The sequence below is a fragment of the Mycobacteriales bacterium genome (genome assembly GCA_035533475.1).
Lineage (GTDB): Bacteria > Actinomycetota > Actinomycetes > DATLTS01 > DATLTS01 > DATLTS01.
The window spans coordinates 122,427-147,884 of sequence record DATLTS010000018.1 but is presented as its reverse complement, the minus strand read 5'-3'; the positions used below and the strand labels follow the sequence as shown (position 1 = coordinate 147,884).

25 protein-coding genes are annotated in these 25,458 nt (G+C 72.6%); 13 read left to right on the top strand and 12 right to left on the bottom strand.

Annotated elements, in window-relative coordinates; translation table 11 throughout:
* Positions 1–8: 8 nt before the first annotated feature.
* Positions 9–1,001 carry a CAP domain-containing protein gene (locus VNG13_03560; protein ID HVA59600.1) on the bottom strand — a complete coding sequence of 331 codons (993 nt, stop codon included), beginning with the start codon at positions 999–1,001 and terminating at the stop codon, positions 9–11.
* A 129-nt stretch (positions 1,002–1,130) separates the two neighbouring features.
* Positions 1,131–1,892: a class II aldolase/adducin family protein gene (locus tag VNG13_03555; protein ID HVA59599.1), complete on the bottom strand. Its 762-nt coding sequence runs from the start codon at positions 1,890–1,892 to the stop codon at positions 1,131–1,133.
* 224 nt (positions 1,893–2,116) lie between these two features.
* Here VNG13_03555 and VNG13_03550 point away from each other — a divergent pair, with 224 nt between their 5' ends.
* From VNG13_03550 to VNG13_03535, 4 genes are read left to right on the top strand one after another with little or no spacing between them, the layout of a single operon-like run.
* A complete protein-coding gene (locus tag VNG13_03550) occupies positions 2,117–4,324 on the top strand; it encodes an MMPL family transporter (GenBank protein HVA59598.1) in 2,208 nt (735 codons plus the stop codon).
* A complete protein-coding gene (locus tag VNG13_03545) occupies positions 4,321–4,623 on the top strand; it encodes a DUF3039 domain-containing protein (GenBank protein ID HVA59597.1) in 303 nt (100 codons plus the stop codon). Before VNG13_03550 ends, VNG13_03545 begins: the two co-directional genes overlap by 4 nt.
* Before the next feature lie 26 nt (positions 4,624–4,649).
* The gene (locus VNG13_03540) at positions 4,650–5,381 is read left to right on the top strand and encodes an SDR family NAD(P)-dependent oxidoreductase (protein ID HVA59596.1); all 732 of its coding nucleotides are present in this window, start codon (positions 4,650–4,652) and stop codon (positions 5,379–5,381) included.
* 12 nt (positions 5,382–5,393) lie between these two features.
* Positions 5,394–7,937: a bifunctional FO biosynthesis protein CofGH gene (locus VNG13_03535; protein ID HVA59595.1), complete on the top strand. Its 2,544-nt coding sequence runs from the start codon at positions 5,394–5,396 to the stop codon at positions 7,935–7,937.
* A gap of 181 nt (positions 7,938–8,118) precedes the next feature.
* Here VNG13_03535 and VNG13_03530 read toward each other — a convergent pair whose 3' ends face one another.
* The gene (locus tag VNG13_03530) at positions 8,119–8,406 is read right to left on the bottom strand and encodes a transcriptional regulator (GenBank protein ID HVA59594.1); all 288 of its coding nucleotides are present in this window, start codon (positions 8,404–8,406) and stop codon (positions 8,119–8,121) included.
* Between the two features lie 54 nt (positions 8,407–8,460).
* Between VNG13_03530 and VNG13_03525 the strand changes: the two genes are divergently transcribed.
* The 6 genes from VNG13_03525 (at position 8,461) to VNG13_03500 (ending at position 13,959) form a co-directional block, all read left to right on the top strand.
* On the top strand, positions 8,461–8,799 hold the full coding sequence (locus tag VNG13_03525) for a hypothetical protein (GenBank protein ID HVA59593.1): 339 nt from the start codon (positions 8,461–8,463) through the stop codon (positions 8,797–8,799).
* Between the two features lie 65 nt (positions 8,800–8,864).
* A complete protein-coding gene (locus tag VNG13_03520) occupies positions 8,865–9,557 on the top strand; it encodes a hypothetical protein (protein ID HVA59592.1) in 693 nt (230 codons plus the stop codon).
* A 138-nt stretch (positions 9,558–9,695) separates the two neighbouring features.
* A complete protein-coding gene (locus VNG13_03515; GenBank protein HVA59591.1) occupies positions 9,696–10,844 on the top strand; it encodes an acetyl-CoA C-acetyltransferase in 1,149 nt (382 codons plus the stop codon).
* A gap of 73 nt (positions 10,845–10,917) precedes the next feature.
* Complete coding sequence (locus tag VNG13_03510; protein HVA59590.1) at positions 10,918–12,144, top strand: glycosyltransferase family 4 protein; 1,227 nt, start codon at positions 10,918–10,920, stop codon at positions 12,142–12,144.
* The gene (locus VNG13_03505; protein HVA59589.1) at positions 12,138–12,866 is read left to right on the top strand and encodes a class I SAM-dependent methyltransferase; all 729 of its coding nucleotides are present in this window, start codon (positions 12,138–12,140) and stop codon (positions 12,864–12,866) included. Before VNG13_03510 ends, VNG13_03505 begins: the two co-directional genes overlap by 7 nt.
* The gene (locus VNG13_03500; GenBank protein ID HVA59588.1) at positions 12,856–13,959 is read left to right on the top strand and encodes a prenyltransferase; all 1,104 of its coding nucleotides are present in this window, start codon (positions 12,856–12,858) and stop codon (positions 13,957–13,959) included. The genes VNG13_03505 and VNG13_03500 overlap by 11 nt, the downstream gene beginning before the upstream one ends.
* Here the strand turns inward: VNG13_03500 and VNG13_03495 are convergent.
* A complete protein-coding gene (locus VNG13_03495; protein HVA59587.1) occupies positions 13,921–14,553 on the bottom strand; it encodes a class I SAM-dependent methyltransferase in 633 nt (210 codons plus the stop codon). The genes VNG13_03500 and VNG13_03495 overlap by 39 nt on opposite strands.
* Positions 14,554–14,729: 176 nt before the next feature.
* On the opposite strand from VNG13_03495, the gene VNG13_03490 reads away from it, so the two are divergent.
* Positions 14,730–15,071 (top strand): cupin domain-containing protein, encoded by a 342-nt coding sequence (locus tag VNG13_03490; protein ID HVA59586.1) that lies wholly within the window; start codon positions 14,730–14,732, stop codon positions 15,069–15,071.
* Between the two features lie 116 nt (positions 15,072–15,187).
* On the top strand, positions 15,188–16,183 hold the full coding sequence (locus VNG13_03485; protein ID HVA59585.1) for an acyl-CoA desaturase: 996 nt from the start codon (positions 15,188–15,190) through the stop codon (positions 16,181–16,183).
* A gap of 62 nt (positions 16,184–16,245) precedes the next feature.
* Here VNG13_03485 and VNG13_03480 read toward each other — a convergent pair whose 3' ends face one another.
* Together VNG13_03480 and VNG13_03475 are read right to left on the bottom strand one after the other, a co-directional pair.
* Entirely contained in the window at positions 16,246–16,635 is a 390-nt protein-coding gene (locus tag VNG13_03480) for a hypothetical protein (GenBank protein ID HVA59584.1), read from the bottom strand.
* Position 16,636: 1 nt separating this feature from the next.
* Positions 16,637–17,995, bottom strand: a complete 1,359-nt coding sequence (locus VNG13_03475) for an acyclic terpene utilization AtuA family protein (GenBank protein ID HVA59583.1) — start codon at positions 17,993–17,995, stop codon at positions 16,637–16,639.
* Between the two features lie 47 nt (positions 17,996–18,042).
* Here VNG13_03475 and VNG13_03470 point away from each other — a divergent pair, with 47 nt between their 5' ends.
* Positions 18,043–18,510 carry a flavodoxin family protein gene (locus tag VNG13_03470; GenBank protein HVA59582.1) on the top strand — a complete coding sequence of 156 codons (468 nt, stop codon included), beginning with the start codon at positions 18,043–18,045 and terminating at the stop codon, positions 18,508–18,510.
* On the opposite strand, the gene VNG13_03465 is transcribed toward VNG13_03470, so the two are convergent.
* The 6 genes from VNG13_03465 to VNG13_03440 form a co-directional block, all read right to left on the bottom strand.
* Complete coding sequence (locus tag VNG13_03465; protein HVA59581.1) at positions 18,507–19,511, bottom strand: NADPH:quinone oxidoreductase family protein; 1,005 nt, start codon at positions 19,509–19,511, stop codon at positions 18,507–18,509. The two genes, VNG13_03470 and VNG13_03465, sit on opposite strands and share 4 nt — an antisense overlap.
* 9 nt (positions 19,512–19,520) lie before the next feature.
* Positions 19,521–21,371, bottom strand: a complete 1,851-nt coding sequence (locus VNG13_03460) for a cellulase family glycosylhydrolase (GenBank protein ID HVA59580.1) — start codon at positions 21,369–21,371, stop codon at positions 19,521–19,523.
* 10 nt (positions 21,372–21,381) lie between these two features.
* A complete protein-coding gene (locus tag VNG13_03455; protein HVA59579.1) occupies positions 21,382–22,782 on the bottom strand; it encodes a HAMP domain-containing sensor histidine kinase in 1,401 nt (466 codons plus the stop codon).
* Positions 22,779–23,492, bottom strand: a complete 714-nt coding sequence (locus tag VNG13_03450; protein ID HVA59578.1) for a response regulator transcription factor — start codon at positions 23,490–23,492, stop codon at positions 22,779–22,781. The genes VNG13_03455 and VNG13_03450 overlap by 4 nt, the downstream gene beginning before the upstream one ends.
* A gap of 8 nt (positions 23,493–23,500) precedes the next feature.
* Positions 23,501–24,751, bottom strand: coding sequence for a trypsin-like peptidase domain-containing protein (locus VNG13_03445; protein HVA59577.1), 1,251 nt, complete (start codon positions 24,749–24,751; stop codon positions 23,501–23,503).
* A 69-nt stretch (positions 24,752–24,820) separates the two neighbouring features.
* Entirely contained in the window at positions 24,821–25,372 is a 552-nt protein-coding gene (locus VNG13_03440) for an ATP-binding protein (GenBank protein ID HVA59576.1), read from the bottom strand.
* Between the last annotated feature and the right edge of the window lie 86 nt (positions 25,373–25,458).

Here is a 25,458-nt window from a genome sequence, read left to right as displayed (position 1 = left end):
CGGTTGGACTACTCGCCGCGAACCTCGTACAGGGCGACGGTCGCCGAGCCGCCCACCGCAGCGAGCTCGCCGGACGGGATGAAGATCGTCAGCCGGGCCCCGGACACCCGGTCGGCGGCCGGCACCACGAGCCCGACCCAGCTCGGTCCCGGGGTCAGGTCGATGACACCGAGCCGGACCCGGCTGTTCGGGGTGGCCAGGTAGACGATCGCGGGGAGCGCCACGTGCCGCGGGTCGCTGGCCGCGACGTGCAGGCTGAGTGTGCCCCGGCCGGTGAGGTTCATCGGGTCGTGACCGAGGAAGGCCACCCCGCCGGTGCGGCCGGCCCGCATCGCCCAGCGAACCGCGGTGCCCAGGGTGGTCGGAGCGAAGTACGGCTGCGTGCTGGTGGCCCCACCGCCGGCGAGGGTGCTGAACTGGGCGATCCCGGCGCGCAGGTCGACGATGTCGCTCGCGCTGCTCGCGGCGCGGGTGGCGAGCGGGTTCTCCAGGTTGACGCCCGGGCCGCTGTAGCTGTCGACGAAGTCGAGCGTGTTGAACTCGGTGGCCGCGCCGTCGAGGTTGGTGCTCACCGCGCCGACGCCGAGGTAGCGGGCCTGCGGGGCGAGGATGTTCGCCCGGTGCGGCGCGGAGTTCATGTAGGCGGTGAAGAGCGTGTCGGCGCTGCTCGCCGGGCCGAAGCCGACGTTCTCGGCGGCGAAGGTCCAGTTCGGCGAGCCGTGGCTCGCCAGGTCATCGACCAGGTTCGGGTTGTGCGACAGCGCGCCCGCCGCGGCTAGCTGTCCGGTCCACGTGCGGGCGACCTCGGTGGTCCCCCCGGCGACCGTCAGCGGCGGCAGACCCGCGTGGGCCCGGGCGGCGTTGACGTCGACGACGAGGCGGGCTTCGAACGGGTTGAGCGTGATCCCGGTGGCGGCCGCCGCCGGCAGCGCGCTGGCCAGCGTCGGCGCCGCGACGAGCGCGGCGGCGGTGGCGAGTCGGGTGAGGCGCCGGAATCGCATGGGCCGGGAGTCCTAACGCTGGGTGACTATCCGTCACTCCGCGTCATCGACCGCTGACCCGTGCGCTTGAGCGCCCCGGTGGTTCTTCGGACGAAAAGGACCCGAAAGGGCTAACGCCGGCTGCCCCGCTCAGTCGAGCAGGTCGGGCTGCTCCCGGACGATCAGGTCGTACAGGGGCTGGAACTGCACCCAGCCGGCGAGCTCGGTGCCGACCTGCGTGTAGGTGAGCTTCGCCTGATCCGGGTCGATGTGGACGACCTGTCCGGCCGCCTTGGCGAGCAACTGGGCCTGGCAGGACCGGTCCATCGTGATGAACCACCAGACCGTCGAGTCGACCGACTCGCCGACGGTGAGCAAGCCGTGGTTGCGCAGGATGACCGCTTTGTTCTCGCCGAGCGCGTGCGCGATCCGCTTGCCCTCCTCGACGTCGAGCACGACCCCGGTGTAGTCGTCGAACAGTGCGTGGTCCTCGTAGAACGCGCAGACGTCCTGGGTGATCGGCTCGAGCTTCTGCCCGAGCGTGGACAGCGCTTTGCCGGCCATCGAGTGGGAGTGCGCGGCGGCGACCGCGGTGGGCCGGGCCTGGTGGATCTGCGAGTGGATGGCGAAGGCTGCCGTGTTCACCGGGTAGCGCCCTTCGACGACCTCGCCGGTGTGGTCGACCAGGATCAGGTCCGACGCCTTGACATGGGCGAACGGCACCCCGAACGGGTTGACCCAGAAGTGGTCGGTGCGCTCCGGGTCGCGGGCGGTGATGTGCCCGGCGACCCCCTCCTCGTAGCCGAACTTGGCGAAGAGCCGAAAGCCGGCGGCGAGCCGTTCCTTGCGGTACTGGCGCTCCATCTCGACGGACTCGAACGTCGGCGGTAGCCGGAAGATCAGATCGACCATGACGGGCCTCCTCGGCGGAGCGGACCAGAACACCACCGTACCGCGCGTCGGGCCGGCCGTCAGGGCTGGTTGGGCAGCGGGCGGGGGGAGCCGGACAGCGTGGCCCGGGGGCACGTCGCCAGCGACAATCCGGCCAGCGCGAGGGCCGGCGGCTCCACGCCGTAGCCGAATGGGTAGGCCGTGGTACTGGTCTTCTCCGATCCCGGCCGCCTAGCCTGCGGGCGATGACTCTGTGGCTACGGCGGCTCGGGGCCGCCTGCGCGCAGCACCCGTGGCAGACGATCGGCGGGTGGCTGGCCTTCGCCGTCCTCGTAACCGTCGTCGCGGCTGTCTACGGCGGCTCCTATACGACCGGCGGCTCGCTACCCGGGTCGGCTACCCAACGCGCGGACGCCTTCCTGGCCCGCCACTTCCCGGGCGCGAACGACGAGAGCGCGATCGTCGTCGTGCACGCCGCCCGCCCGCTCGGCGGTTCGGCCGGGCTCGCCGCGGTGACCGCCGCGGTGCGCCGGCTTCCGCTGGTGGCCCCGGGCGGCCTCGGCGTCGAGTTGAGCGGGGACCGGCGGACCGCGCTGGTGTCCGTGCCGTACACCAAGCCGCGCTTCCAGGTACCGGACAGCGCCCTGGCCGGTCTGCAGCGGGCCGCCGACGCCGGTCAGGCCGACGGCGTGCGCGGATACGTGACCGGCTTGCTGGCGTATGACCTCGCGTCGGCTCCGACCGGCACCGCGGAGATCGTCGGAATCTGCATCGCCCTGCTGGTCCTGGCCGCCGGCTTCGGCTCGGGGGTGGCTGCCCTGCTGCCGATGGTCGCGGCCGGATTCAGCATCACGGTCGGGCTGGCCCTGGTCCGCCTGCTCGCGACCGGATACATCGTCAACGACGCCGCCCCGTCGCTGGCGACGATGATCGGGCTCGGGGTCGGCATCGACTACGCCCTGTTCATCGTCACCCGGCACCGGGAGTCGCTGGCTGCCGGAAGCCCTCCGATCGAAGCGGCTGCGGCGGCGACCGCGACCGCCGGCAGCTCGGTGCTCTACGCCGGGATCACCGTGATCGCGGCGATCGTCGGGCTGAGCTTCGCCGGCATCCCCGTCGTCACCAGCCTCGGTGCCGCCGCGGCGCTGGTCGTCGCGGTGACCGTGATCGCCGCCCTCACCCTGCTGCCCGCGCTCCTCGCCCTGGCCGGCCACCGGATCAACGCCCTGCGGCTCTACCACCTGCCGTTCGTGCACCACCGGGACGCCCGGCTCCCGACCCCCAGCTGGTGGGGCCGCTGGGCTCGCCACGTGGAGCGGCGGCCCAAGCGCTACGCCGTCGCCAGTGCCGGGTTGCTCATCCTGCTCGCCCTCCCGCTCGCCGCGATCCGGCTCGGTCAACCGGATGGCGCCAGTGCTCCGGTTGGCAGCGCGGACCGGACGTCCTACCAGCTCGCGGTGGCCAACTTCGGGGCCGGCGCGCTGGACCCGATGGCCCTCGCCGTCGCGCTCCCGGGCACCGGACGGATCCCGGCGATCCTCACCGAGATCCGGCGCGGCGTAGCCGCCGCACCGGGCGTCGCCTCCGTCGGGCCGGCCCGGCTCGACGCCGCCGGCGACGCCGCGCTCATGTCCGTCCAGTCCGCCACGTCGATTGCCGCGCAGGCCAGCCTCGACCTGGTGAGCCGGCTGCGGGCCCAGGAGTTGCCGCGCCTGGCAGCGGCCACCGGTAGCCGGCTGTACCTCACCGGCCGGATCGCCGGCCAGCGCGACATCGCCGCCCAGGTGGGCCGCCGCCTGCCGCTGTTCGTCGGCGTCGTCCTCGCGGTTTCCTTCCTGCTGCTCCTGATCGTTTTTCGTTCCGTCCTCGTGCCGCTGAAGGCCGTCGTTATGAATGTATTGTCCATCGCCGCGGCCTACGGGGTCACGGTTGCGGTGTTCGAATGGGGCTGGCTGCGCGACGTCGTCGGACTCTCCGCACCGGTGCCGATCGTGCAGGTCGTCCCGATGTTCATGTTCGCGATCGTCTTCGGATTGTCGATGGACTACGAGGTGTTCCTGCTCTCCCGAATCCGCGAGGAGTGGACGCACAGCCGGGACAGCCGGGGAAGCGTCGTGATCGGACTCACCGCCACGGCGCGGGTCATCACGGCCGCCGCGCTCATCATGATCACGATCTTCTGCTCGTTCATCACCTCGACCGAGGTCGTCGTGAAAATGATGGGCTTCGGGCTAGCCATCGCGGTGCTCGTGGATGCCACGGTCATTCGGCTGGTCCTGGTGCCGGCGACGATGGCCCTGCTCGGCGACCTCAACTGGTGGTTGCCCGGCTTCCTGGACCGGATCCTCCCGCACGTCGACATCGACGGCTCCGTCCCGATCACCTACCCGCCGGGCGTGGCGGATGGCATCCTGGGTGCGGATCGATCCGTCGAGGAAGGGGTGCCGCGGTGACCACTACCGAGACCGAGCAGGTCACCGGGACCGGTGATGCCACCGAGGTCGAGACCGCACCGCGGACGAGTCACGGCGGCGGAGACCACGACCGGTTCTCGCACTACGTGCTCAAGGACAAGATCGTCGAGAGTGCGGTGACCGGCACGCCGGTAACCGCACTCTGCGGCAAGGTCTGGGTTCCCAACCGGGACCCGCAGCGCTACCCGGTCTGCCCGGAGTGCCAGCGGCTGCACGATCTCGGGCCGGAGGGCCGCCGCCGGGAATGGGACGAGCGCGCCCGGGAAACCCCCCGCTGAGCACCGACCGGCCGCCGGTGGCCGTCGTGACCGGCGCCGGTGCCGGGATCGGGCGGCAGGTCGCCGCCCGGCTCGCCGCGCGGGGCTACCTGGTCATCGCGACCGATCGAAACGGCGCGGACGTCGAGCTCGACGTGCGCGACCCGGCGGCGCACCGGGCGGTGGCCGAGCGGGCCGCGAAGGCCGGCCGGTTGGCCGTGTGGGTGAACAACGCCGGCGTGCTCTGGGTCGCCGACGGGTGGGGCGGCGAGGACGAGCAGGTCCGCGCGATGGTCGAGGTCAACCTGCTCGGCGTCATCCATGGCTGTCGGGCCGCGCTCTCGGTGATGACCGGGCGCGCGGACGTCGTCAACCTGGCCTCGATGGCCGCCTTCGGGCCGGTCCCGGGGCTGGCCGTCTATGCCGCGACCAAGGCCGCGGTGGCGAGTTACACGGTGTCCCTGGCGGCGGACCTGCGGGCGGTGCGCTCCAAGGTCCGGGTCCACGCGCTCTGCCCGGATCCGGTGGACACCGGGATGGTCCGCGCCGTCGCGGGAAACCCCAAGGCCTACCTGCAGTTCAGCGCGCCCCGGATGCTGGCCGCGGAGGAGGTCGCCGAGGCGGCGGTAGGCCTCGTCGGTAGTCGGCGGATCGTGCGCAGCCTGCCGGCCTGGCGCGGCGCGGTCGCCCGGGGGAGCGGGCTCGCCCCGCGGTCGGCGATGCCGTTGCTCCCGGTGCTGCGGAAGATCGCCGAGCGCCGGGCGGCGCAACGACCGTGAGAGGCTGACCCGGTGCGCCCGACCGCTGCTTCGATGCGCCGCTCCCTGCGCCGGGCCCGCGACGGGATGGCGCTCGACGGGGTCGAGGCCGAGGTCCTCCTCCATGCCCGCGAGGACGATCTCGTCGACCTGTCGGCGAGCGCGGCGCGGGTCCGCGACGCCGGCCTCGAAGCCGCCGGACGGGCCGGTGTAATCACCTACAGCCCGAAGGTCTTCATCCCGCTGACCCGGTTGTGCCGGGACCGCTGCCACTACTGCACGTTCGCCACGACACCGGGCCGGCTGACCGCGCCCTTCCTGTCCCCGGAAGAGGTCCTCGAGATCGCGTCCGCCGGTCAGCGGGCCGGGTGCACCGAGGCGCTGTTCACCCTCGGCGACCGGCCGGAGGCCCGCTGGCCGGCGGCGCGCGACTGGCTCCACGAGCGGGGTTACGACGACACCCTCGCCTACGTCCGCGCGACGGCGATCCTGGTCCTGGAGCGCACCGGCTTGCTGCCGCATCTCAATCCCGGGGTGCTGTCCTGGGCCGACTTCCAGCGACTCAAGCCGGTCGCGCCGAGCATGGGGATGATGCTCGAGACGACGAGCCGGCGGCTGTTCGAGACACCGGGCGAAGCGCACTACGGCAGCCCGGACAAGGATCCCGCGGTCCGGCTGCGGGTGCTCGAGGACGCGGGACGTTCGGCGGTCGCGTTCACCACCGGGATCCTCGTCGGGATCGGGGAGAACTACGCGGAGCGCGCCGATTCGCTGTTCGCCATCCGCCGGATCGCCCGGGCCTACCACGGGATCCAGGAGGTCATCGTCCAGAATTTCCGGGCCAAGCCGGATACCGCCATGCGGCTGGCCCCGGACCCCTCGCTCGAGGAGTTCCTCGCGACCGTCGCCGTGTCCCGGCTCGTGCTCGGGCCGCGGATCCGGCTCCAGGCGCCGCCGAACCTGCTCGACCCGCCGGGATGTCGCCGGCTGCTCGACGCCGGGATCGACGACTGGGGCGGGGTCTCCCCGGTCACTCCGGACCACGTCAATCCCGAGCGCCCCTGGCCGGCTCTCGACGCGCTGCGCGAGTTGACCGAGCAGGCCGGGTTCCGGCTGCGCGCGCGGCTCACCGCCTACCCGGACTACCTCGGCGAGCCCTGGCTCGACCCGCGGCTCGCCGCGCACGTCGGGGCGCTCGCCGGTGCCGACGGGCTGGTCCGCGACGACGTCGCCCCGGTCGGCCGGCCGTGGCAGGAGCCGGACGGCGGGTGGGCGCCGACCGGGCGGATCGACCTGCACGCGGCGATCGACGGCGCCGGCCGGTTGACCGAGCGCCGGGCCGACTTCGGCTCGGTGTACGGCGACTGGGAGGCGGTCGCCGAGCAGGCCCGGCGGACCGCCGTCCCGGCCCGCTTCGATCCCGACGTCGCGGCCGCGCTGGGCAAGGCCGCGGCGGACCCGGCCGGCCTCTCCGACGCCGAGGCCGTCACCCTGTTCGCCGCCCGGGGCGCCGAGCTCGACGCGCTCGCGCGCCTCGCCGACGACCTGCGCCGGGACGCGGTGGGCGACGACGTCACCTACGTGGTCACCCGGAACATCAACTTCACCAACGTCTGCTACACCGGCTGCCGGTTTTGCGCGTTCGCCCAGCGGCGCAGCGACGCCGACGCCTACACGCTGTCCGTGGAGCAGGTCGGGGTCCGGGCCGAGGAGGCCTGGGCGGCCGGCGCGACGGAGATCTGCATGCAGGGCGGGATCCACCCGGACCTGCCCGGCGACGCGTACTTCGCGCTGGCCCGCGAGGTGAAGCGGCGGGTGCCCGAGCTGCATCTGCACGCCTTCAGCCCGATGGAAGTCGTCAACGGCGCGACCCGCAGCAACCTGTCGATCGGCGAGTGGCTGACGGCGGCCCGTGAGGCCGGGGTCGACTCGCTGCCCGGCACGGCGGCCGAGATCCTCGACGACGACGTCCGGTGGGTGCTCACCAAGGGCAAGTTGCCGGCCGCCGCCTGGGTGGAGGTTGTGACGACCGCGCACCGGCTCGGCATCCCGACCACGTCGACGATGATGTACGGGCACGTCGACAACCCGGCGCACTGGGTGGCGCACCTGAGGTTGCTCGCCCGGATCCAGGCCGAAACGGGTGGCTTCACCGAGTTCGTCGCGCTGCCCTTCGTCCACCACAGTGCGCCGCTCTACCTGGCAGGGGTGGCCCGGCCCGGGCCCACGCTCGACGAGAACCGCGCGGTGCACGCACTGGCCCGGGTGCTCCTGCACGGGTGGATCCGCAACATCCAGTGCTCCTGGGTGAAGCTCGGGGAACCCGGCTGCGTCGAGGTGCTGCGCGGGGGTGTGAACGACCTCGGCGGCACCCTGATGGAGGAGACGATCAGCCGGATGGCCGGCAGTGAGCACGGCTCGGCGAAGCCGATCAGCGAACTCGAGGCGCTCGCCGTCGCGGCCGGCCGGCCGGCCCGGCAACGCACCACGCTTTACGGCAGCCCCGCCGCGGAGCGGCTCGTCGCTGGCCGGGCGAGCGACGGGGTGCTGCCCCGCGGGCCGCTCGCCCTCCGCTAGCGCCTCGAACCGTGGGTCCAAACCCACCGGGGCGGTCGGCTGACCGGGCCGCACCTTGATCACCGGCGAGTGTGCAATTTCCGACGGAATTCCGGTCGCTCCACGCTCGGCCCGTGTCGGAAATTGCACACTCGCCTCCTGCGGGAGGGGGCACTCGCGTCCTGCGGGAGGCGGGCCGGGCCTACTCGCCCGCCCAGGCGGCCAGCTCCTCGAGCCGGCCCTGCAGCCGCCGCCCGGGCGGGGAGAGCCGAAGCTGCCCGCTCTCGGGTACCTGCTCGACCGCACCGAGCCGGCGCAGCTCCTCCACCCGCTGGCTGACCGTGCCGGGGGCGAACCCGGGCAGCCGGCGGACCAGCGCGCGCTCGGCGAGAGGCCCGGCCTCGAGCGCGTGGAACACCTCGAGCGCTCCCCGGCGGCCGAGAAGGTCCAGCAACCGGGCGAGCGGTTCGGGGGAGACGGAACGGCTCACGGCGGCACCCTACGCAGCAATGCCAGCTGACCGGATCCGGCCTATGCTCGACAGGTGATCTTGGCGTTGTTCGTCGTGCTGGTCGTGATCTTCGTCGTCCTCCCGCTCGCCGGTGCCGCACTCGCCGAGCTGGTCAGCACGCTCGTGGTCGGGCTGTTGATCGGGGCACTCGGCAGATTGCTCGTTCCGGGACGGCAGCCGATCGGGCTGATCGCGACGGTTGTCGTCGGTCTGGTCGGCTCGATCCTCGGTACCTACCTGAGCCATCTGTTCGCGGTCGGGCAGCTCGCCCGGATCCTGCTCGAGATCGGGGTCGCCGGGCTGCTCGTCGCCGGGCTGGTGGGGGCGAGCCGCAGCCGCCTGGTGTCCCGCCGGCGCAGCCTCCGAGGTTAGGGCGGATTCGGAAGTTCATCCCTTCTGCCCTAAAGGCGCGCAATCGTTCCGCCGAATGGATGAGGGTGGCTCCTCCGAACGGTGGCCGGGATTTATCGCCATTCGGGCGTGCGGTGGGTTGGCTACGCCGGCACCGCCCCGAGCAGTCAACGCCCGGGGACGAGCCCGGCACTACCCCCCCGGACAGCCGGATCGTGCTCGGCGGGTACCTCGACCTGGCCGCCGCCGGGCGCGTCCGGGCGCTCGCTTCGACGGGCGCGCACCGGATCGTTCTCGACGTCGGTCAGCTCAACGGGTTCGATTCAGCCGGTCTTGACACCCTGCTCCAGTTGCAGGCTGATCTCGGCGCGGAGCGGCTCCGGATCGACGGTCTCGAGACCGCCACCTCCCGCATCGTCGGCCTCGACCCCGCCCCGATCGACCTCGACGAGCCAGCGGGCCGAGCGGCTCGGGTGCGGGTGAGCGTCCTCAACCATGTCGCCGTCGTGCGGCCATCGGCCCACGCCCCCTCCGACGGCGCGCTCGCGGCGGCGTTGCGCGACGCCACCCGGCCGCTGGTGACGACCGTCGTCCTGGACCTCGTCGACGTCACGACCCTCTCGCCGAGCGCGCTGTGGGAGGTGGCGGAAAGCGCGGCGGAGCTCAGCCGCCGCGGCCGGCACGTCCTGATCGTCAATGTGGCCCCGGCGCTGATCGGGGTCCTGAACAACACCGCCATGCCGGCCGACGTCTATATCGCCGCCGGCCCCGACAGCTGACCCCGACAGCTGCTCCGACAGCTGACCCCGACAGCTGCTCCGACAGCTGCTCCGACAGCTGATCCCGCCCCGGTGGCGTCCCGCGCGGGCGCGTACACGAGACTGGGCGGGCACAGGACGGGGAGCGGAGGAGCGGTCGTGGCGGATGCTTTCATCGTCTCGGCGGTGCGGTCGCCGGTAGGTCGCAAGGGTGGTGGCCTCGCCGAGGTGCACCCGGCGGACCTCGGGGCGCACGTCCTGAAGGCGGCGGTCGATCGGGCCGGGGTCGATCCGGGCGCCGTCGAGGACGTCATCTTCGGCTGCGTCGACCAGGCCGGGGCGCAGTTCGGCAACATCGCGCGCACCGCCTGGCTCTCCGCGGGTTTCCCGGAGGAGGTCCCGGGGACGACGATCGACCGCCAGTGCGGGTCCTCGCAGCAGGCGGTGCACTTCGCCGCGCAGGCGGTGATGTCCGGGGTGCAGGACCTCGTCGTGGCCGGCGGGGTGGAGGTCATGAGCCTGGTGCCGCTCGCGAGTCCCGGCATCCTCGGCGCGCAGAACGGGCTCGGTCTGCCGTTCGACGGGGTGGGCTGGCGCGACCGGTACGGCACGCAGGAGATCTCGCAGTTCCGGGGTGCCGAACTCATCGCCGAGCGATGGGACATCTCCCGCGCCCGGATGGAGGAGCTAGCGCTGGCGAGCCATCAGCGGGCGCTCGCCGCGTGGGACGCCGGCGTTTTCGAGGCGGAGGTCGCCCCGATCGCGGGGGTGGTCCGCGACGAAGGCCCACGACCTGACACGTCGCTGGAGAAGATGGCCGCGCTGCGGACGATCACCGATGGCGGCCGGCTGACCGCGGCGGTGTCGAGTCAGATCTCCGACGGCGCGGCGGCGCTGGTGGTCGCGTCCGAAGCGGCGGTGCGCCGCCACGGCCTGACCCCGCTGGCCCGGGTGCACACCATGACGGTCGTCGGCGCCGATCCGGTGTTCATGCTCACGGCACCGATCCCGGCGACCCAGCTGGCGCTGAAGAAGGCCGGCCTCGGCGTCGACGAGATCGGCCGCTACGAGATCAACGAGGCGTTCGCCCCGGTCGTGCTCGCCTGGCTTGAGGAAACCGGGGCGAGCTGGGAGGCGACGAACGTCAACGGCGGCGCGATCGCGCTCGGGCACCCGCTCGGCGCGACCGGTGCCCGGCTGATGACCACGCTCGTGCACGAGATGCGCCGGTGCGGGATCCGCTACGGCTTGCAGACGATGTGCGAGGGCGGCGGGATGGCGAACACGACGATCCTCGAGCTGAGCTGACGGCTTGAGCGTGCCGGGGCTTCGGATCGCTCTGCTGTCCTACCGGAGCAAGCCGCACTGCGGCGGCCAGGGCATCTACCTGCGCTACCTCAGCCGCGAGCTGGTCCGGCTCGGCCACCGGGTCGAGGTGTTCTCCGGCCAGCCGTATCCGATCCTCGACCCGGGGGTCACGCTGACCCCGGTCCCGAGCCTCGACCTCTACCGCGAGCCGGACCCGTTCCGGGTGCCGCACCCGCGCGAGTTCCGGGACCTCATCGACGTCCTCGAGGTCGCGACGATGTGGACCGCCGGTTTCCCCGAGCCGCTGACGTTCAGCCTGCGGGCGGCGCGCGAGCTGGTCCGACGGGCCGGCGACTTCGACGTCGTCCACGACAACCAGTGCCTGGGTTACGGGCTGTTGCGGATCCGCCGGCGGGGCCTTCCGGTGGTCGCGACGATCCATCACCCGATCACCGTCGACCGTCGGCACGAGCTTGCGGTGGCGACCCGGTTGAAGCGGATCACCACCCGGCGCTGGTACGGCTTCGTCCGGATGCAGCGTCGCGTCGCCCGCCGCATCGACCACGTCATCACGGTGTCCGAGAACTCGCGCCGGGACCTGGCCCGGGACTTCGGAATCGACGAGCAGCGGATGCGGATCGTCCCGGTCGGGGTCGACACCGACGTGTTCACGCCGGCCGCTGCCGGTGAGCGCGTCCCGGGCCGGGTGGTCGCCATGGCGAGTGCGGATGTGCCGCTCAAGGGCACGGCCAGCCTGCTCGAGGCGCTGGCCAAATTGCGGACCGAACGCGACGTCCGACTCACCCTGGTCGGGCATCCCCGCCGCGGCGGACGCACCGAGCGCCTGGTCGCGGAGCTCGGCCTCACCGACGCGGTCGACTTCGTCTCCGGGCTGTCCGACACCGAGCTTGCCTGCCTGCTCGCCTCCGCCGAGGTGGCCGTGGTGCCGTCGCTGTACGAAGGGTTCTCGCTGCCCGCGATCGAGATGCTCGCCTGCGGCACCGCGCTGGTCGCGACCGCGGCCGGTGCGCTGCCCGAGGTGGTCGGGGACTGCGCGCGGCTCGTGCCACCGGCGGACCCGGAGGCGCTGGCGGCCGCGATCGGCGATCTGCTCGACGATCCGGCGGCCCGCGCCCGGCTCGGCACGGCGGGGCGGGACCGGGTTCATGAGCTGTATTCCTGGCGCAGCATCGCCCTGGCTACCGCGGAGTGCTACGCGGCCGCCATCGCGTCCGCGGCGGCGCGCCACGAGGGCCGGGGCGCACGAAACGCGGAAGCCGCTCTGGACGGCGCATGCTGACCGTCGACTTCAACAGGCTGCCGCTGCGCGCGGGCGAGAACGTCCTCGACCTCGGCAGCGGCAATGGCCGGCACGCCTTCGCGGCGTTGCGGCACGGGGCCGATGTTGTCGCCTGCGACCACGACCCGGCCGGCCTCGCCGAAGTCGCGACGATGTTCGCGGCCATGCGGCTGGCCGGCGAGGTGCCACCGGAGGCTCGGGCCACGACGGTGTGCGCGGACGCCCGGCGCCTGCCGTTCGCAACGGCCAGCTTCGACCGGATCATCGCCGCGGAGGTGCTCGAGCACATCCACGACGACGAGGTTGCGATGCGCGAGCTGTTCCGGGTGCTGCGCGAGGGCGGCCTGGTGGCTGTCACCGTCCCGCGCTGGTTCCCGGAGCGGGTGTGCTGGGCCCTCTCCGAGCAGTATCACCGGGTCGAGGGCGGTCACGTCCGGATCTACACCCGGCGCACCTTGCGCCGACGACTCACCGCGACCGGCCTGGTCGGCTACGCCCGGCACCACGCGCACGCCCTGCACTCGCCGTACTGGTGGGTGAAGTGCGCGGTCGGCGTCGATCGCGACCACGCCCTGGCGCGGCTCTACCATCGGCTGCTGGTCTGGGACATCGTGCGCCGGCCCTGGATCACGCGGACCACCGAGCGGGCGCTCAACCCGATCCTCGGCAAGTCGCTGGTCGTCTACTTGCGCAAGCCGGAAGGGGCGGGGCGTGCGGCCTGACGTCCCATCCCTGCCCGGGCTGCTCACCGCCGCGCAGGTCGCGGACACCGCCGCGACCATCGCCGCCGTCCAGGAGCCGTCCGGCGCGATCCCGTGGTTCACCGGCGGTCACGTCGATCCCTGGGATCACATCGAGTGCGCGATGGCGCTGACCGCCGCCGGGCGGATCGAGGAAGCTCGCCGGGCCTATGCCTGGCTTCATTCCACTCAACGAGCAAACGGCTCCTGGCCCGCCCGGGTCCGCGCCGGCGTGGTCGAGGATGCCGGGGGCGAGACGAACCAGTGCGGCTATCTCGCGGTCGGCTTGTGGCACTACCGCCAGGTCACTGGCGACGAGGCGCTCGTCCGGCAGCTGTGGCCGACGCTGCGCCGGGCGGTGGACTACGTCGTCGACCTTCAGGGTCCCGGTGGGGAGATCGGGTGGCGCCGCGACGAGGCGGGCGATCCGGTCAGCGACGCCTTGCTCACCGGATGCTCGAGCCTGCACCAGAGCCTGCGCGCCGCGGTCGCGGTGTCCCGGCTGGTCGGGGAGGAACGGCCCGACTGGGAGCTGGCCGCCGGGCTGCTCGCACACACCGTCGCCGAGCACCCCGAGGCGTTCCTCGACAAGTCGCTGTTCTCCATGGACTGGTACTACCCGGTGCTCGGCGGGGTCGTTCGCGGACCGGCCGGTCGGGCCCGGATCGACGGGCGCTGGTCCGAGTTCGTCTACCCCGATCTCGGGGCGCGCTGCGTCGCCGACCGGCCGTGGGTGACCGGCGCGGAGACCTGCGAGCTGGCACTCGCCGTCGACGCGCTCGGTCAGGCGGACCGGGCCCGCGACCTGCTGGCCTCGATGCAGCATCTGCGGGCGGACGACGGCTCGTACTGGACCGGCTACGTGGTCGACAACGACGTGCGCTGGCCGGCCGAGCAGAGCACGTGGACCGCGGCGGCGGTCATTCTCGCGGTGGACGCGCTGTCGGGGACCACGCCCGGCAGCGGGGTGTTCCGGGCGAACGACCTGCCCGAACCGATCCGGATCGAGTCGGACAGCTGCGGGTGTTCGCGCCGGTCAGCCGACGCCGTCGGAAACCCGGCGGAGCACCCTTAGCGATCCGGTCTGCTCCTCGTCGACGAACCGACCGCTGTCCAGCGCCCGGCAGTAGATGCCGAACGGAGCCTGTCCGCCGTCGGCCGGGTCCGGGAAGACGTCGTGAATGGCGAGCCGGCCGCCGGGCATCACCCAGCCGGACCACTGTTCGTAGTCGGTGTTCGCCTCGGCCTCGGAATGCCCGCCGTCGATGAACAGGAAGGCGAGCGGCGTGCCCCAGAGCCGGGACAGCGTCGACGAGCGCGCCACCACGGTGACCACGTGCTCCTCGAGTCCGGCATCGTGCAGCGTCGCCCGCAGGAACGGCAGCGTGTCCATCCGACCCACCCGCGGGTCCACCAGGGACGGGTCGTGGTGCTCCCAGCCGGGCTGGTTCTCCTCGGACCCCCGGTGGTGGTCGACCGTGACGAGCAACCCGCCGCGCTCGGCCGCCGCCGACCCCAGGTAGACCGCGGACTTCCCGCAGTACGAGCCGACCTCGAGCAGCAGGCCGGCCGGCGCCCGGTGCGCCGCGGCATACAGGGCCAGCCCTTCGACCGGCGGCATGAAGCCGATCGCGGCCTCGGCGAGCCGGCGCCGCTCGGCGGACAGCATCGCCACCGTCAGGCGCTCGTCCTGAGTCAACGTGGTTCTCCTTCGTGGTGGCACCCAACCCTGGCACCTGACCCTGAATCCGTCGAGAAAGCGGCCTGGACAGCGGGGCGTCGCCGAGGCCAGACTCGGCGGACCGACCGACGAGGGGAGACAGCATGTCTGCAGGTGTTCAGCGGGTGCCGATCGATTCCGGGGAGACGAGACGGTTCGAGGGTGGCAGTGGTCAGGTCGAGCTCGTCGAGACCGACCGGGGCGTGGTGGGGCGGGCGACTTTCCAGCCCGGCTGGCGCTGGTCGCAGCACGTGAAGCCGGTGGCCGGCACGGAGTCGTGTGAGGTGGCGCACGCCGGGTTCGTCATCTCGGGCGCGATGACGGTGCGGATGGACGACGGCACTACGGAATCGTTCGGGCCGGGCGACGTTCAGATCGTCGGCCCCGGTCACGATGCCTGGGTCGACGGAGACGAGCCGTGCATCCTGCTCGACTGGCAGGGGATGGCCGACTACGCGAAGGGCTGACCGGGCGCGACTTGCCCGCCGGTAGGTCCGGGTCTACCTTCAAGGAAGCAAGCAAGAAGGTCCAGGTCCCGACTGTGCGCCGTGGACTCCCGCTCGGAGTCGAAGGTGCGTGCGCGATGGTCGTCGATGTCGAACCCAGACCGGCGGAGCTCATGCCCCGCGGGCAGTACTCGTCGGATCGACCGTTCCCGGACCCCGGATGCGTCCGTCGCAGCTTCGCCCAGCGCCTCCAGGTCGGGATCACCGTCCTGCTCGTCGTCGGACCGCTGGTCGGGCTCGGCGTGGCGGTGTGGTGGCTCTGGGGGGCCGGGGTCAACACCACGGACCTCGTGCTGGCAGCCGCCCTCTACGTGATCACCGGGCTCGGGGTGACGGTGGGTTTCCACCGCTACCTGACGCACCGCAGCTTCACGGCCGTCCCGGCCCTGCGGTGGGCGCTGGCGGTCGCCGGTTCGATGAGCTTCGAGGGCGACGTGATCGGTTGGGTGGCCGCCCACCGGCGCCATCACGCGTTCACCGACGAGCCGGGTGATCCGCACTCGCCGTACCGGTACGGCGTCGGACCCTGGGCGCAGCTGCGCGGGCTGCTCTTCGCGCACGTCGGCTGGCTGTTCCGCAACGATCCGACACCGGCGCGGCGCTACGCCCCGGACCTGCTCGCCCGCCGGGACATGCGGGTGATCTCCCGCGCCTTCCCGGCGCTGTGCGTCGCGTCGCTCGCGCTGCCGTTCGGGTTGGGCTGGGCGTTGGCCGGCGGCTGGCACGGGGCGGTCGGGGCGATGATCTGGGCGGGCCTGGTGCGGGTCGGTGTGCTCCAGCACGTGACGTGGAGCGTCAACTCGCTGTGCCACGTTCTCGGGACCCGCCCGTTCGTCACCCGACGCTTCGACCGGGCGACCAACCTGTGGCCGCTGGCCCTGGTCTCCTTCGGGGAGAGCTGGCACAACGGTCACCACTCCGACCCGAGCTGCGCTCGGCACGGGCTGGACCGCTGGCAGGTCGACGTCTCCGCCGGGCTGATCCGCCTGTTCGAGCGGATCGGCTGGGTCCGCGACGTCCGGTGGTCGAGCCCCGCCCGGGTGAACGCGCGCCGGCAGCCGCAGCCCGGCTGATCCTCCGGAGGACCGTCCCGTGGCGGCGGGCACATCGGTCACCATGCGCAGCCGCGGGAGCCCTACCCGTCCCGGGCAGCCGCCTCGAGTGCGGTGACGTCCGGCCGCCGGCGGTGCGCTCGGGCGGCGACGGCGTCCGGGACGTCGATGTCCATCCGCAGCAGCGCCCCGCCCAGGGTCTTCCCGAGGGCGTCCGAGCGCAGCGAGCGGGGACCGCCGCCACCGAGCGCTCTCGTCATGACGAAGTTGAGCGCCAGCACGTTGGGCGCCTCGTAGCGGGTGACCGAGCCCAGTACGAGGTCCCCGAGGAAGGCGGCCACCCGCTCGGCGGTCAGCCCCGCGACCAGCGCCGTGTAGGTCTCCTCGTCGTAGCCGAAGATGGCCACGTTCGACGTGTCGCCCTTGTCGCCGGCGCGGGTCGCGGCGCAGTCCCGGAGCTGGATCCGCGCCATCTCAGGTCCGCACGATGTCGATCGCGACGTGTTCGTCGACGAAGCCCTTGGCCACCAGGCACGGCCACAGCCCGAGCAGCTGCGAGGGGCGGTTTGCGCCGCCCCGCCCGGTGGTCGTCATTCCCCAAGGGGGCGCGGACAGGCTCAGCGGGACCAGTTCGCGGGCGACCCTCCCCGCGACCGCCGGATCCGCGCAGCGCCAGGCGACCCGCAGGATCACCTCCGGCGCCTCGTCCGCGCCGTCCAGCGGCACCACCGGCCCGTGCAGGGCGTTCACCCCCCAGTACTCCTCGAGCCACTCGTCGGTCGCGAGGCCGGCCATGCGCACCCGCCGCGCGAAGATGGCGGCCGTGGCCCGGGCCTTGGCCCGGGCGTCGGGCCAGCCGAACGCGACCCGGGCCTCACCGGACCAGCCCGCCGGGTGCGCTACCAGCGCCTTGTAGGTCGTCGTCGCCGGTCGCCCGCGGACCCCGGAGATCCGCACCCGGTCCGCCCCGAGGTCCTCGAGCCGCACCGAGGTGAAGTCGGCGGTCACGTCGGGGGTGAGGTAGCTCGTCGGATCGTGCACCTCGTAGAGCAGCTGCTGGCGGACGGTGTCCACGTCGACCCGGCCACCCGTGCCGGGTGGTTTGGTGAGGATCGCGGTGCCGTCCGGTTCGCACTCGGCCAGTGGGTAGGCCAGATCCCACGGGTTCGGAACGGTCCACCACTCGCCGGAGAAGTTGCCGCCGGTCGACTGCCCCGAGCACTCGCAGAGATGCCCGATCACGATCCCGGCGGCCAGCCGGTCCCAGTCGTCGGCGGCCCAGCCGAACTCGTGGATCAGCGGGGCCAGGAACAGCGATGGGTCGGCGACCCGGCCGGTGATCACGACGTCGGCCCCGTCGGCCAGGGCGCGGACGATCGGCGCCGCCCCGAGGTAGGCGCTGGCGAACAGCACCTCGCCGGGGAACTGCGACCAGGCTTCCCCGGTGTCCAGGTTGTCCAGCGCCGTGAGCTCGCCCAGCCGGCCGGTCAGGTCGTCGCCCACCACGGTGGCGATCCGCAGCCCGTGCAGCCCGAGGTGCTCGGCGACCCGGGCGGCCGCCCGGCCCGCCGCGACCGGATTGATCCCCCCGGCGTTCGTGATGACCTTCGTCCGCCCGTCGGCGACGTACGGGAGCGCGAGGCCGAGGTAGTAGGGCAGGTCCTTGGTGTAGCCCTGGGTCTCGTCCTTCGCCCGATCCTTCGCGAGGATCGCCAGGGTCAGTTCGGCGAGCGCCTCGAGGCAGAGGTAGTCGACCCCGGCGTCGAGCAGCGTGCTCGTCGACGTCACCGAGTCGCCGTAGAACCCCTGTCCGCCGCCGAGCCGGACAGTCACCGGTTCCCCCCCGGGCCGGGTGGTACCGGGGAATTACGCTGCCGGGGATGCCGACCTTGCTGATCGTCCACCACACGTCCTCCCCGGCCCTCGAGGCGATGTTCGACGCCGTGGTCGCGGGTGCGGGCGACCCGGAGATCGAGGGGGTCGACGTGGTCCGCCGCCCGGCTCTCGCGGCGACCGCCGTCGACGTGCTCGCCGCGGACGGGTACCTGCTCGGCACGCCGGCGAACATCGGCTACATGTCGGGCGCGTTGAAGCATTTCTTCGATCAGGTCTACTACCCGTGTCTCGATGCGACCGGTGGGCGCCCCTACGGCTGCTACGTCCACGGCAACCTCGACGTCACCGGTGCGGTGCGCGCCATCGAGTCGATCGCGACCGGGCTGGCCTGGCGACGGGCCTGCCGCCCGGTGACGGTGCTCGGGGCGCCCGGACCCGCGGACCTGTCCGCCTGCCGGGAGCTCGGGGCCACGTTGGCCGCCGGCCTGACCCTCGACACCGGCAGGTCCTAGACCATGCCGGCGGCGGTGAGCACGACGACCTTGCCCTTCGCCCGGCGCCGGCCGAGCTCGGCGATGGCCTCGGCACCGCGCTCGAGCGGGTACGTCGCGCTGACGTGCGGATGGATCGCCCCTTCGGCCCACCAGCGGCGGAGCTGCTCGACGTTCTGCCGGTTCCGCTCCGGCTCCGCGGCGGCGAACGCGCCCCAGAAGACCCCGACGATCGAGCAGCCCTTGAGCAGCGCCAGGTTGAGCGGGATCCGCGGGATCTCCCCGGCAGCGAACCCGATGACGAGGAAACGGCCGTTCCAGGCCATCGATCGCAGCGCGGCCTCGCTGAGCGAGCCACCGACCGGGTCGTAGACGACGTCGACGCCGCGGCCGCCGGTCAGTTCCTTGAGCCGGGACCGCAGGTCCTCCTCCGCGTAGTTGATGGTCTCGGTCGCCCCGTACTCCCGGCACAGCGCGAGCTTGTCCGCGCTGGACGCGGCCGCGATGATCCGGGCGCCGAGCACCCGGCCGATGTCGACCGCGGCCAGGCCGACCCCACCGGCGGCGCCGAGGACGAGCAGGGTCTCGCCGGAGGCCAGCTGCGCCCGGTTGACCAGCGCGTGCTGCGAGGTGCCGTAGGCGTAGAGGAACCCGGACGCGGTGGCCAGGTCCATGCCGTCCGGCACCGGCTGCACCGAACCGGCGGCGGCCACGACCTTCTCGGCCAGCCCGCCCCAGCCGGTTGCCGCGATCACCCGGTCGCCGACGGCCAGCCCGCCGACGGCCAGCCCGCCGACGTCCGGACCGAGCGCGGAGACGATCCCGGCGACCTCGCCGCCCGGCGAGAACGGCAGGTCCGGCTTGAACTGGTACAGATCCTGGATCATCAGCAGGTCCGGGAAGTTGACGCCGCAGGCGTGCACGTCGATGACGACCTGACCGGGCCCCGGGATGGGGTCGGGCACCTCGTCGACGATCAGGGACTCGGGCGGCCCGAAGGTCGTGCACAACACCGCTTTCACGGGGGCAGCCTACGGGTGGGGCCGGCGGCGCCGAGCGAGCAGCCCGAACGCGGCCAGTCCGAGCCCGGCCAGCGCCGCTCCGGCCGCGCCGGTCCGCCAGCTGCCCCCGGTGTCCGCCAACGTCCCGGCCGGGCCGCCGGCACCGACCGCCCGTACGGCGCCGGACCCCCCGGACCCCCCGGCCCCCCCGGCCCCGCCGGACCCGCCGGCGGCGGAACCGAGCGTCACCACGTACCGGCCGCCGGTGGGATAGACGTACGCGATCCGGCCGGCGCCGTCGGACACCACCGTGACGGTGGCGCCGGTGGCGACGAGGGCACCACGCGACCTCGGTGGCACTTGGAGAACGGTGGCCCGATCGGTCGCCCCCGGCCGCACCGCAGGTGACGTGGCGACCAGCGTGAAGTCGCCGCTGGGCGGGTCGTAGCTCAGCCGTTCGAGGACCCCCGCGGTCGCCACCGGGTAGGCGCGATCGGTGAACTCCACGCGGCTCGGGAAGGGCGCGCCGACCCCGAACGGGCCGTGCTCCACGCTGAACTGCGCCGAGGTGTCCGCCTTCCACACCCACAGCGAGCTGCCGATCCCGAGACCGTCCTGGTTGGTGTAGTGCGCGGCGAGTTGCACCGGGTCGTCGGGGACGCCGTTGCCGAACTCGCCGACCCACAGCGGCAGGCCGAGCGCCTTCGCGTCCCGCACCGCACTCGCATAGCCCTCGGACATCGGCAGGAACGTGGGGGTACCCGCCGCCGCGTTCAGGTCGGCGTCCGGGGTGAAGACCCGGGTGTACACGTGGGGTGCATACACGACGTTCGGGTAGCTGCTGTAGACCGACCACGGAGCGACGATCAAGCTCTGGTCGGTGACGTCTCGGGTGATGTCGGGCTCGACGAAGAACAGTTGGCGAAAGCCCGGGCTGCTGGCGGTCACCGCGGCGATCACCTTGGCGTAGAAGGGAAACAACTCGCTGGCGTCCATCACAGCCGGTGCCATGAAGCCGGGGGAGGGCTCGTTGAAGAGCTCGTAACCGGCCACCGCAGGATTGTCGTGGAACCGTTGCGCCAGCGCGCGGACCACGCCGGCGAAGTGTTCTTGAAGGCCGATCCCGTCCGGCCCGGCGGTGTCGGACCAGAACCGCTGGAAGTCCTCCTGGACGGCGGCATCCAGCTCCCGGACACCGTGCAGCGCGCACACCGGCGCATCGTGGGCGCTTGCCCAGGCCGGCGCGCCGTCCGACTCGTGGAACCCGCTGACCCCGGTGAATGGCGGTGGGCAGAGCGCTCCGCTCGGCGTGTAGAGGTATTTGCTCCACGCGTCCTGATGCAGGTCGAGGATCGAGTAGATGCCCTGACCGGCCAGCCAACCGACCGCCTGCGCGATTCGGTCGACGTATCTCGGGTCGATCCGTCCGGGGGTTGGTTCGAGCAGCGACCAGCTCACGGCGAGCCGCACCGAGTCGTAGCCGAAGGCGTGCAGCTGGGGCGCGTCCAGGGCACACAGCGCCATGGACTCGACCGCCGGGTCGCGACTGGGGCAGCGGCCGCCGGCATACGCCGCCGGATCGCTCGGGTACGGGACGGCCAGCGGGGTGGACGAGTCCTGCCAGTAGTCCTCGAGACCGTTCACGTTGACGCCGCGCAGCATGACCTCGCGGCCCTCGCCGTCGAGGATCTGCGGCAACCCCGCCGGTCCGGCGGCCGGTCCGACATGCAGGAACGACAGCGGGGGTGGGGGCGCCGCCGCGGCGGCCCCGGCCGGACCCGCGCCTCCGGCCAGCGCGACCAGACCGGCGGTCAGACCGGCGACCAGACCGGCGACCACACCGGCGGCCAGCGCAGGTCGCCCCAGCCTCGGTCCGGCCATGACCGGCAGGTTACGCGGTCACCGGCAGGACGAGCGTCGCCACCGCACCTCCGTCCGGGGCGTTCGCCAGGTGCACCGACCCGCCGTGGTTGTCGGCGAACTGCTTGACGATCGCCAGCCCGAGCCCCGACCCGGGCAGCCCGCGAGCCTCGTCGGCCCGGTAGAACCGGTCGAACACGTACGGCAGCGCGTCCGGCGGCACGCCCGGTCCGTGGTCGCGCACGGTCAGCCGACCGTCCGCGGTCAGCCGCACCTCGACGACCCCTGCGGGCGGCGAGAACTTGGCGGCGTTGTCGAGGAGGTTGGTCACTGCCCGGTCGAGGCGGGCGGCGACCGCGGCCACCGTGACCGGCTCGACCTCGACCGCGAAACGAACCTCCGTCCAGTTCCGGCGCCCGCGCTCGACGGCATGGTCGACGAGCCGATCCCAGCCGACGTCGTCGAGATGCTCGGGATGCTCGTCGCCTCGGGCGAGCTCCACCACGTCGGAGACCAGCGCGGTGAGCTCCTCGAGCTGCCCGACGATCCCGCCCAGCACCTCCTCGCGCTCGACCGTGGAGAGCTCGTCGACCCGGCGCAGGACCTCGACGTTGGTCCGCAAGCTGGCCAGCGGCGTGCGCAGCTCGTGCGAGGCGTCGGCGACCAGTTGCCGCTGCGCGGTGACCGAATGGGCCAGCGCGTCGAGCATCTTGTTGAAGCTCGTGGCCAGCCGCCCCAACTCGTCGTCGCGGGTCTCGCTGATCCGGGTCGTCAGGCTGCGGGTCGCGGCGATCTCCTCCGCCGTTTCGGTGAGCTTGCCGACCGGGGACAGCGCCCGCCGGGACAGCAGCCCGGCCAGCCCGGAGGAGAGCGCGACCGCGGCTAGCCCCAGCCCGAAGAACGCCAGGGCCAGTCGATGCAGCTGCCCCTCCATCGAGCCGGTCGGCAGGGCCACCTGGACGGCGACGTCGGGGACCACCTGGCCATTGAGGGACAGCTGGGTGGTGAGGATCCGCACCCGGGTGCCGGCGATCCGGCCGTTTTCGAAGCTGGCGTCACGCCGGCGATCCGACGCGATCGCCGCGTCGCTCGCACTCACCGGCAGGATGACCGCCTGGCCGAGCGGCTGCTGGGTCTGCCCATCGGCCGAGACGAGCTGTATCCAGCCCCGGGTCTGCCCGAACGCCTGGGTGTCGATCCGCAGGTGGCCCAGCGGGTCGAGGTGCGCACCGGTCGCCGCGGTTTGCAACTGGCTGTCGATCTGGCCGATCAGTTCGTGCCGGACGGCGAAGTAGGAGATGCCCACCGCGGCACTCACCGCGAGGAGGACGGCGAGCCCGACGGTCCCGACCAGCCGCCAGCGCAGCGGCCGCTCGCGCCCCCACCCCCGCGCCTCCGCCAGCCAGGACCGCGACGGGCGAAACAGATTCACGGCCGTTCGCGCAGCTGGTAGCCGATGCCGCGCACCGTGTGGATGAGCCGTGGCTCGCCGCCGGCCTCGGTCTTGCGCCGCAGGTATCCGATGAACACCTCCAGCGAGTTCGAGGCTGGCTCGAGCTCGTAGCCCCAGACCCGGTCCATGATGACCTCCCGGGTCAGCACCCGGCCGGCGTTGCGCAGCAACAGGTCGAGGAGCGCGTACTCGGTGCGGGTGAGATCCACCTCGCGCTCCCCCCGACGCAGGCTCCGCGAGGCCGAGTCGATGGTGAGGTCGCTGTAGCTGAGCACCTCACCCGGTTCGCCCACGGGAGGGTCTTTGGCCCGGCGCAGCAGCGCGCGCAACCGGGCGAGCAGTTCCTCCAGGGCGAATGGCTTGACCAGGTAGTCGTCGGCGCCGGCGTCCAGGCCCTCCACCCGGTCACTGACCTGGTCGCGCGCGGTGAGCACCAGGATCGGTGTCCGGTCGCCGGCCGCCCGCATCCGCCGGCAGACCTCCAGACCGCCGACGAAGGGCATCATCAGGTCCAGGACGAGAACGTCCGGTGGCGTTTCCGCGACGAGATCGAGGGCCTTGGACCCGTTCCCCGCCGTGAAAACCACGTAGCCGTCGAGCTGGAGCGCTCGGGTCAGCGCCGCCCGCAGCGCCGGATCATCATCTACAACGAGCGCCGAGGCTCCCCCGGCCTCGGGCCCGGAACCCATGGTCGGGTTCAGCCCTGGCTCGACGCCGAGTTGCCGAGGCGAACCGTGAAGGTGCGCTGGGTTCCACCCCGGATGACGGTCACGGACACATTCTGGCCCGGTGCGTCGCTGCGGATCGTGGCGATCAGCGCATCGGAGTCGGCGACCGGGTGTCCGTCGAGTCGCACGATGAGGTCCCCGGTCCGGATCCCTGCGCTCGCCGCGGGGCCGCCGGGGGTGACCGCCTGCACGAGCACCTGGGTCAGCCCGCTGTTGTCCGTGGCGTCGGTCACCGACACACCCAGGATCGGGTGGCTGGCATGCCCGGTGGCGATGAGCTGGGCGGCGGTGGTGCGGGCCTGGTCGATCGGGATCGAGAAGCCGAGCCCGATGTTGCCGGACTGGCCCGTGACGCCGCCGTTGACCGTGGCGATCGCCGAGTTGATCCCGATGACCTGGCCGGCCATGTCGACCAGCGGCCCGCCGGAGTTCCCCGGGTTGATCGGCGCGTCGGTCTGGATCGCGTTGATGACGGTCGCGGTCGCGCCGCCCTGGCCGCCGCCCTGGCCGCCGAACGGGCTCGCGGACTGCGAGGTCTGCACCGGCCGGTTAAGCGCGGAGATGATGCCGGACGTCACGGTCCCGGACAGCCCGAGCGGAGACCCCACGGCGAGGACCGGGTCGCCGACGCGCACCGTGGACGAGTTGCCCAGGGTGGCGGCGTCGAGACCGGTCCGGGCGACCTTGATGACGGCGAGGTCGTAGGCGGCGTCGTAGCCGACGATGGTCGCGGGTGCGGTCGAGCCGTCGTTGAACGTGACGTTCACCGATCCGCTGTTGTCCTCGTCGGCGGCCACCACGTGGTTGTTGGTGAGAATGTATCCGTCGGCGCGCAGGATGACGCCCGAGCCGGTGTCCTGCTGGTTGTCTCCGGTGACCGTGATCGAGACCACCGACGGCAGCACGTGCGCCGCGACCGCGGCGAACGAGGTCGGGTTGCTCGCCGGCGAGACGATCGCGCCGGTCGAGCTGCCCACCTGGACGACGGTCTGCGGGTTGGCGAGGCTCGCCCCGATGGCGACACCGGCCGCCCCGCCGACCAGCGCCCCGACGGCCACCAGGGCGACCAGGCGCAGCCCGCGCCGCGGTGAGCCGCGGGTCGGTTCGGGGGTCACGGGCGCCGGATCCGGTTGGTCCGGCCAGCCGGTGGGCTCGGCCGCCGCAGCGGGCAGGCCCTCGCTGGTCAGCCAGCCGGGCAGATCGTCATTCGTCGGGTTCATCGGTTCCTCCACGGTCCGTCCCGACCAGACTGACCCGGGCAGATGAAGTGAAGCTGAACCGGGGCTCGGTTACGGGTCCACCACGCGGTGCCCGGAGGGCAGCAGCTCGCCGGGCGGCGCGTCGGCACCCTGCCCGCAGCGACAGTCGCCCGGGGCCTGCGCCGCGACGGTGAACCAGACGCTCTTCATGTTGTCCTGGCGGGAGACCCCCCAGCTGTCGGTGAGCTCCTCGACCACCAGGAGCCCGCGGCCGCCGGTGATCGGCCCGGATGCCCCGACGTGCGACCCCGGATCCCGGTCGTCCGGGGGGTCGGCCGCCGCCGCGCGCAGGCTGCTGTCGATATCGCCCAGCAGGTCCAGCCGGCCGGGTCTCGGGTCGGGCCGGCCCGGCCCCCGGTCGGCGACCGCGACCTCGAGTATCTCGCCCACCTGGCTGACCGTGACGCGGCAGTCCGTCCGGGCGTACAGCACCGCATTGGTCACGAGTTCGGAGACGGCGACGACCGCCGCGTCGGACGCTTGGGTCTGCCCCCAGTCGGCGCAGGCCCGGGCGACGAACTGCCGGGCGCGGGCAGCGGACTCCGGGCGCGGGGGGAGCTCGAGTGCCCGGTGGTGGCACACCTGGGCCTCCTCTCGCTAACGCCCTCGCCCTGGTCATACCCGGCCCGGGGTCCGCTGATCGCAAACAGCCCGACAAATCGGACTCC

What these genes read in the sequence shown, in the direction of transcription:
- VNG13_03560 (HVA59600.1), bottom strand. Translation starts at nt 1,001, where the DNA reads ATGCGATTCCGGCGCCTCACCCGACTCGCCACCGCCGCCGCGCTCGTC.
- VNG13_03555 (HVA59599.1), bottom strand. Translation starts at nt 1,892, where the DNA reads ATGGTCGATCTGATCTTCCGGCTACCGCCGACGTTCGAGTCCGTCGAG.
- VNG13_03550 (HVA59598.1), top strand. Translation starts at nt 2,117, where the DNA reads ATGACTCTGTGGCTACGGCGGCTCGGGGCCGCCTGCGCGCAGCACCCG.
- VNG13_03505 (HVA59589.1), top strand. Translation starts at nt 12,138, where the DNA reads ATGCTGACCGTCGACTTCAACAGGCTGCCGCTGCGCGCGGGCGAGAAC.
- VNG13_03495 (HVA59587.1), bottom strand. Translation starts at nt 14,553, where the DNA reads ATGCTGTCCGCCGAGCGGCGCCGGCTCGCCGAGGCCGCGATCGGCTTC.
- VNG13_03485 (HVA59585.1), top strand. Translation starts at nt 15,188, where the DNA reads ATGGTCGTCGATGTCGAACCCAGACCGGCGGAGCTCATGCCCCGCGGG.
- VNG13_03480 (HVA59584.1), bottom strand. Translation starts at nt 16,635, where the DNA reads ATGGCGCGGATCCAGCTCCGGGACTGCGCCGCGACCCGCGCCGGCGAC.
- VNG13_03470 (HVA59582.1), top strand. Translation starts at nt 18,043, where the DNA reads ATGCCGACCTTGCTGATCGTCCACCACACGTCCTCCCCGGCCCTCGAG.
- VNG13_03460 (HVA59580.1), bottom strand. Translation starts at nt 21,371, where the DNA reads ATGGCCGGACCGAGGCTGGGGCGACCTGCGCTGGCCGCCGGTGTGGTC.
- VNG13_03450 (HVA59578.1), bottom strand. Translation starts at nt 23,492, where the DNA reads ATGGGTTCCGGGCCCGAGGCCGGGGGAGCCTCGGCGCTCGTTGTAGAT.
- VNG13_03445 (HVA59577.1), bottom strand. Translation starts at nt 24,751, where the DNA reads ATGAACCCGACGAATGACGATCTGCCCGGCTGGCTGACCAGCGAGGGC.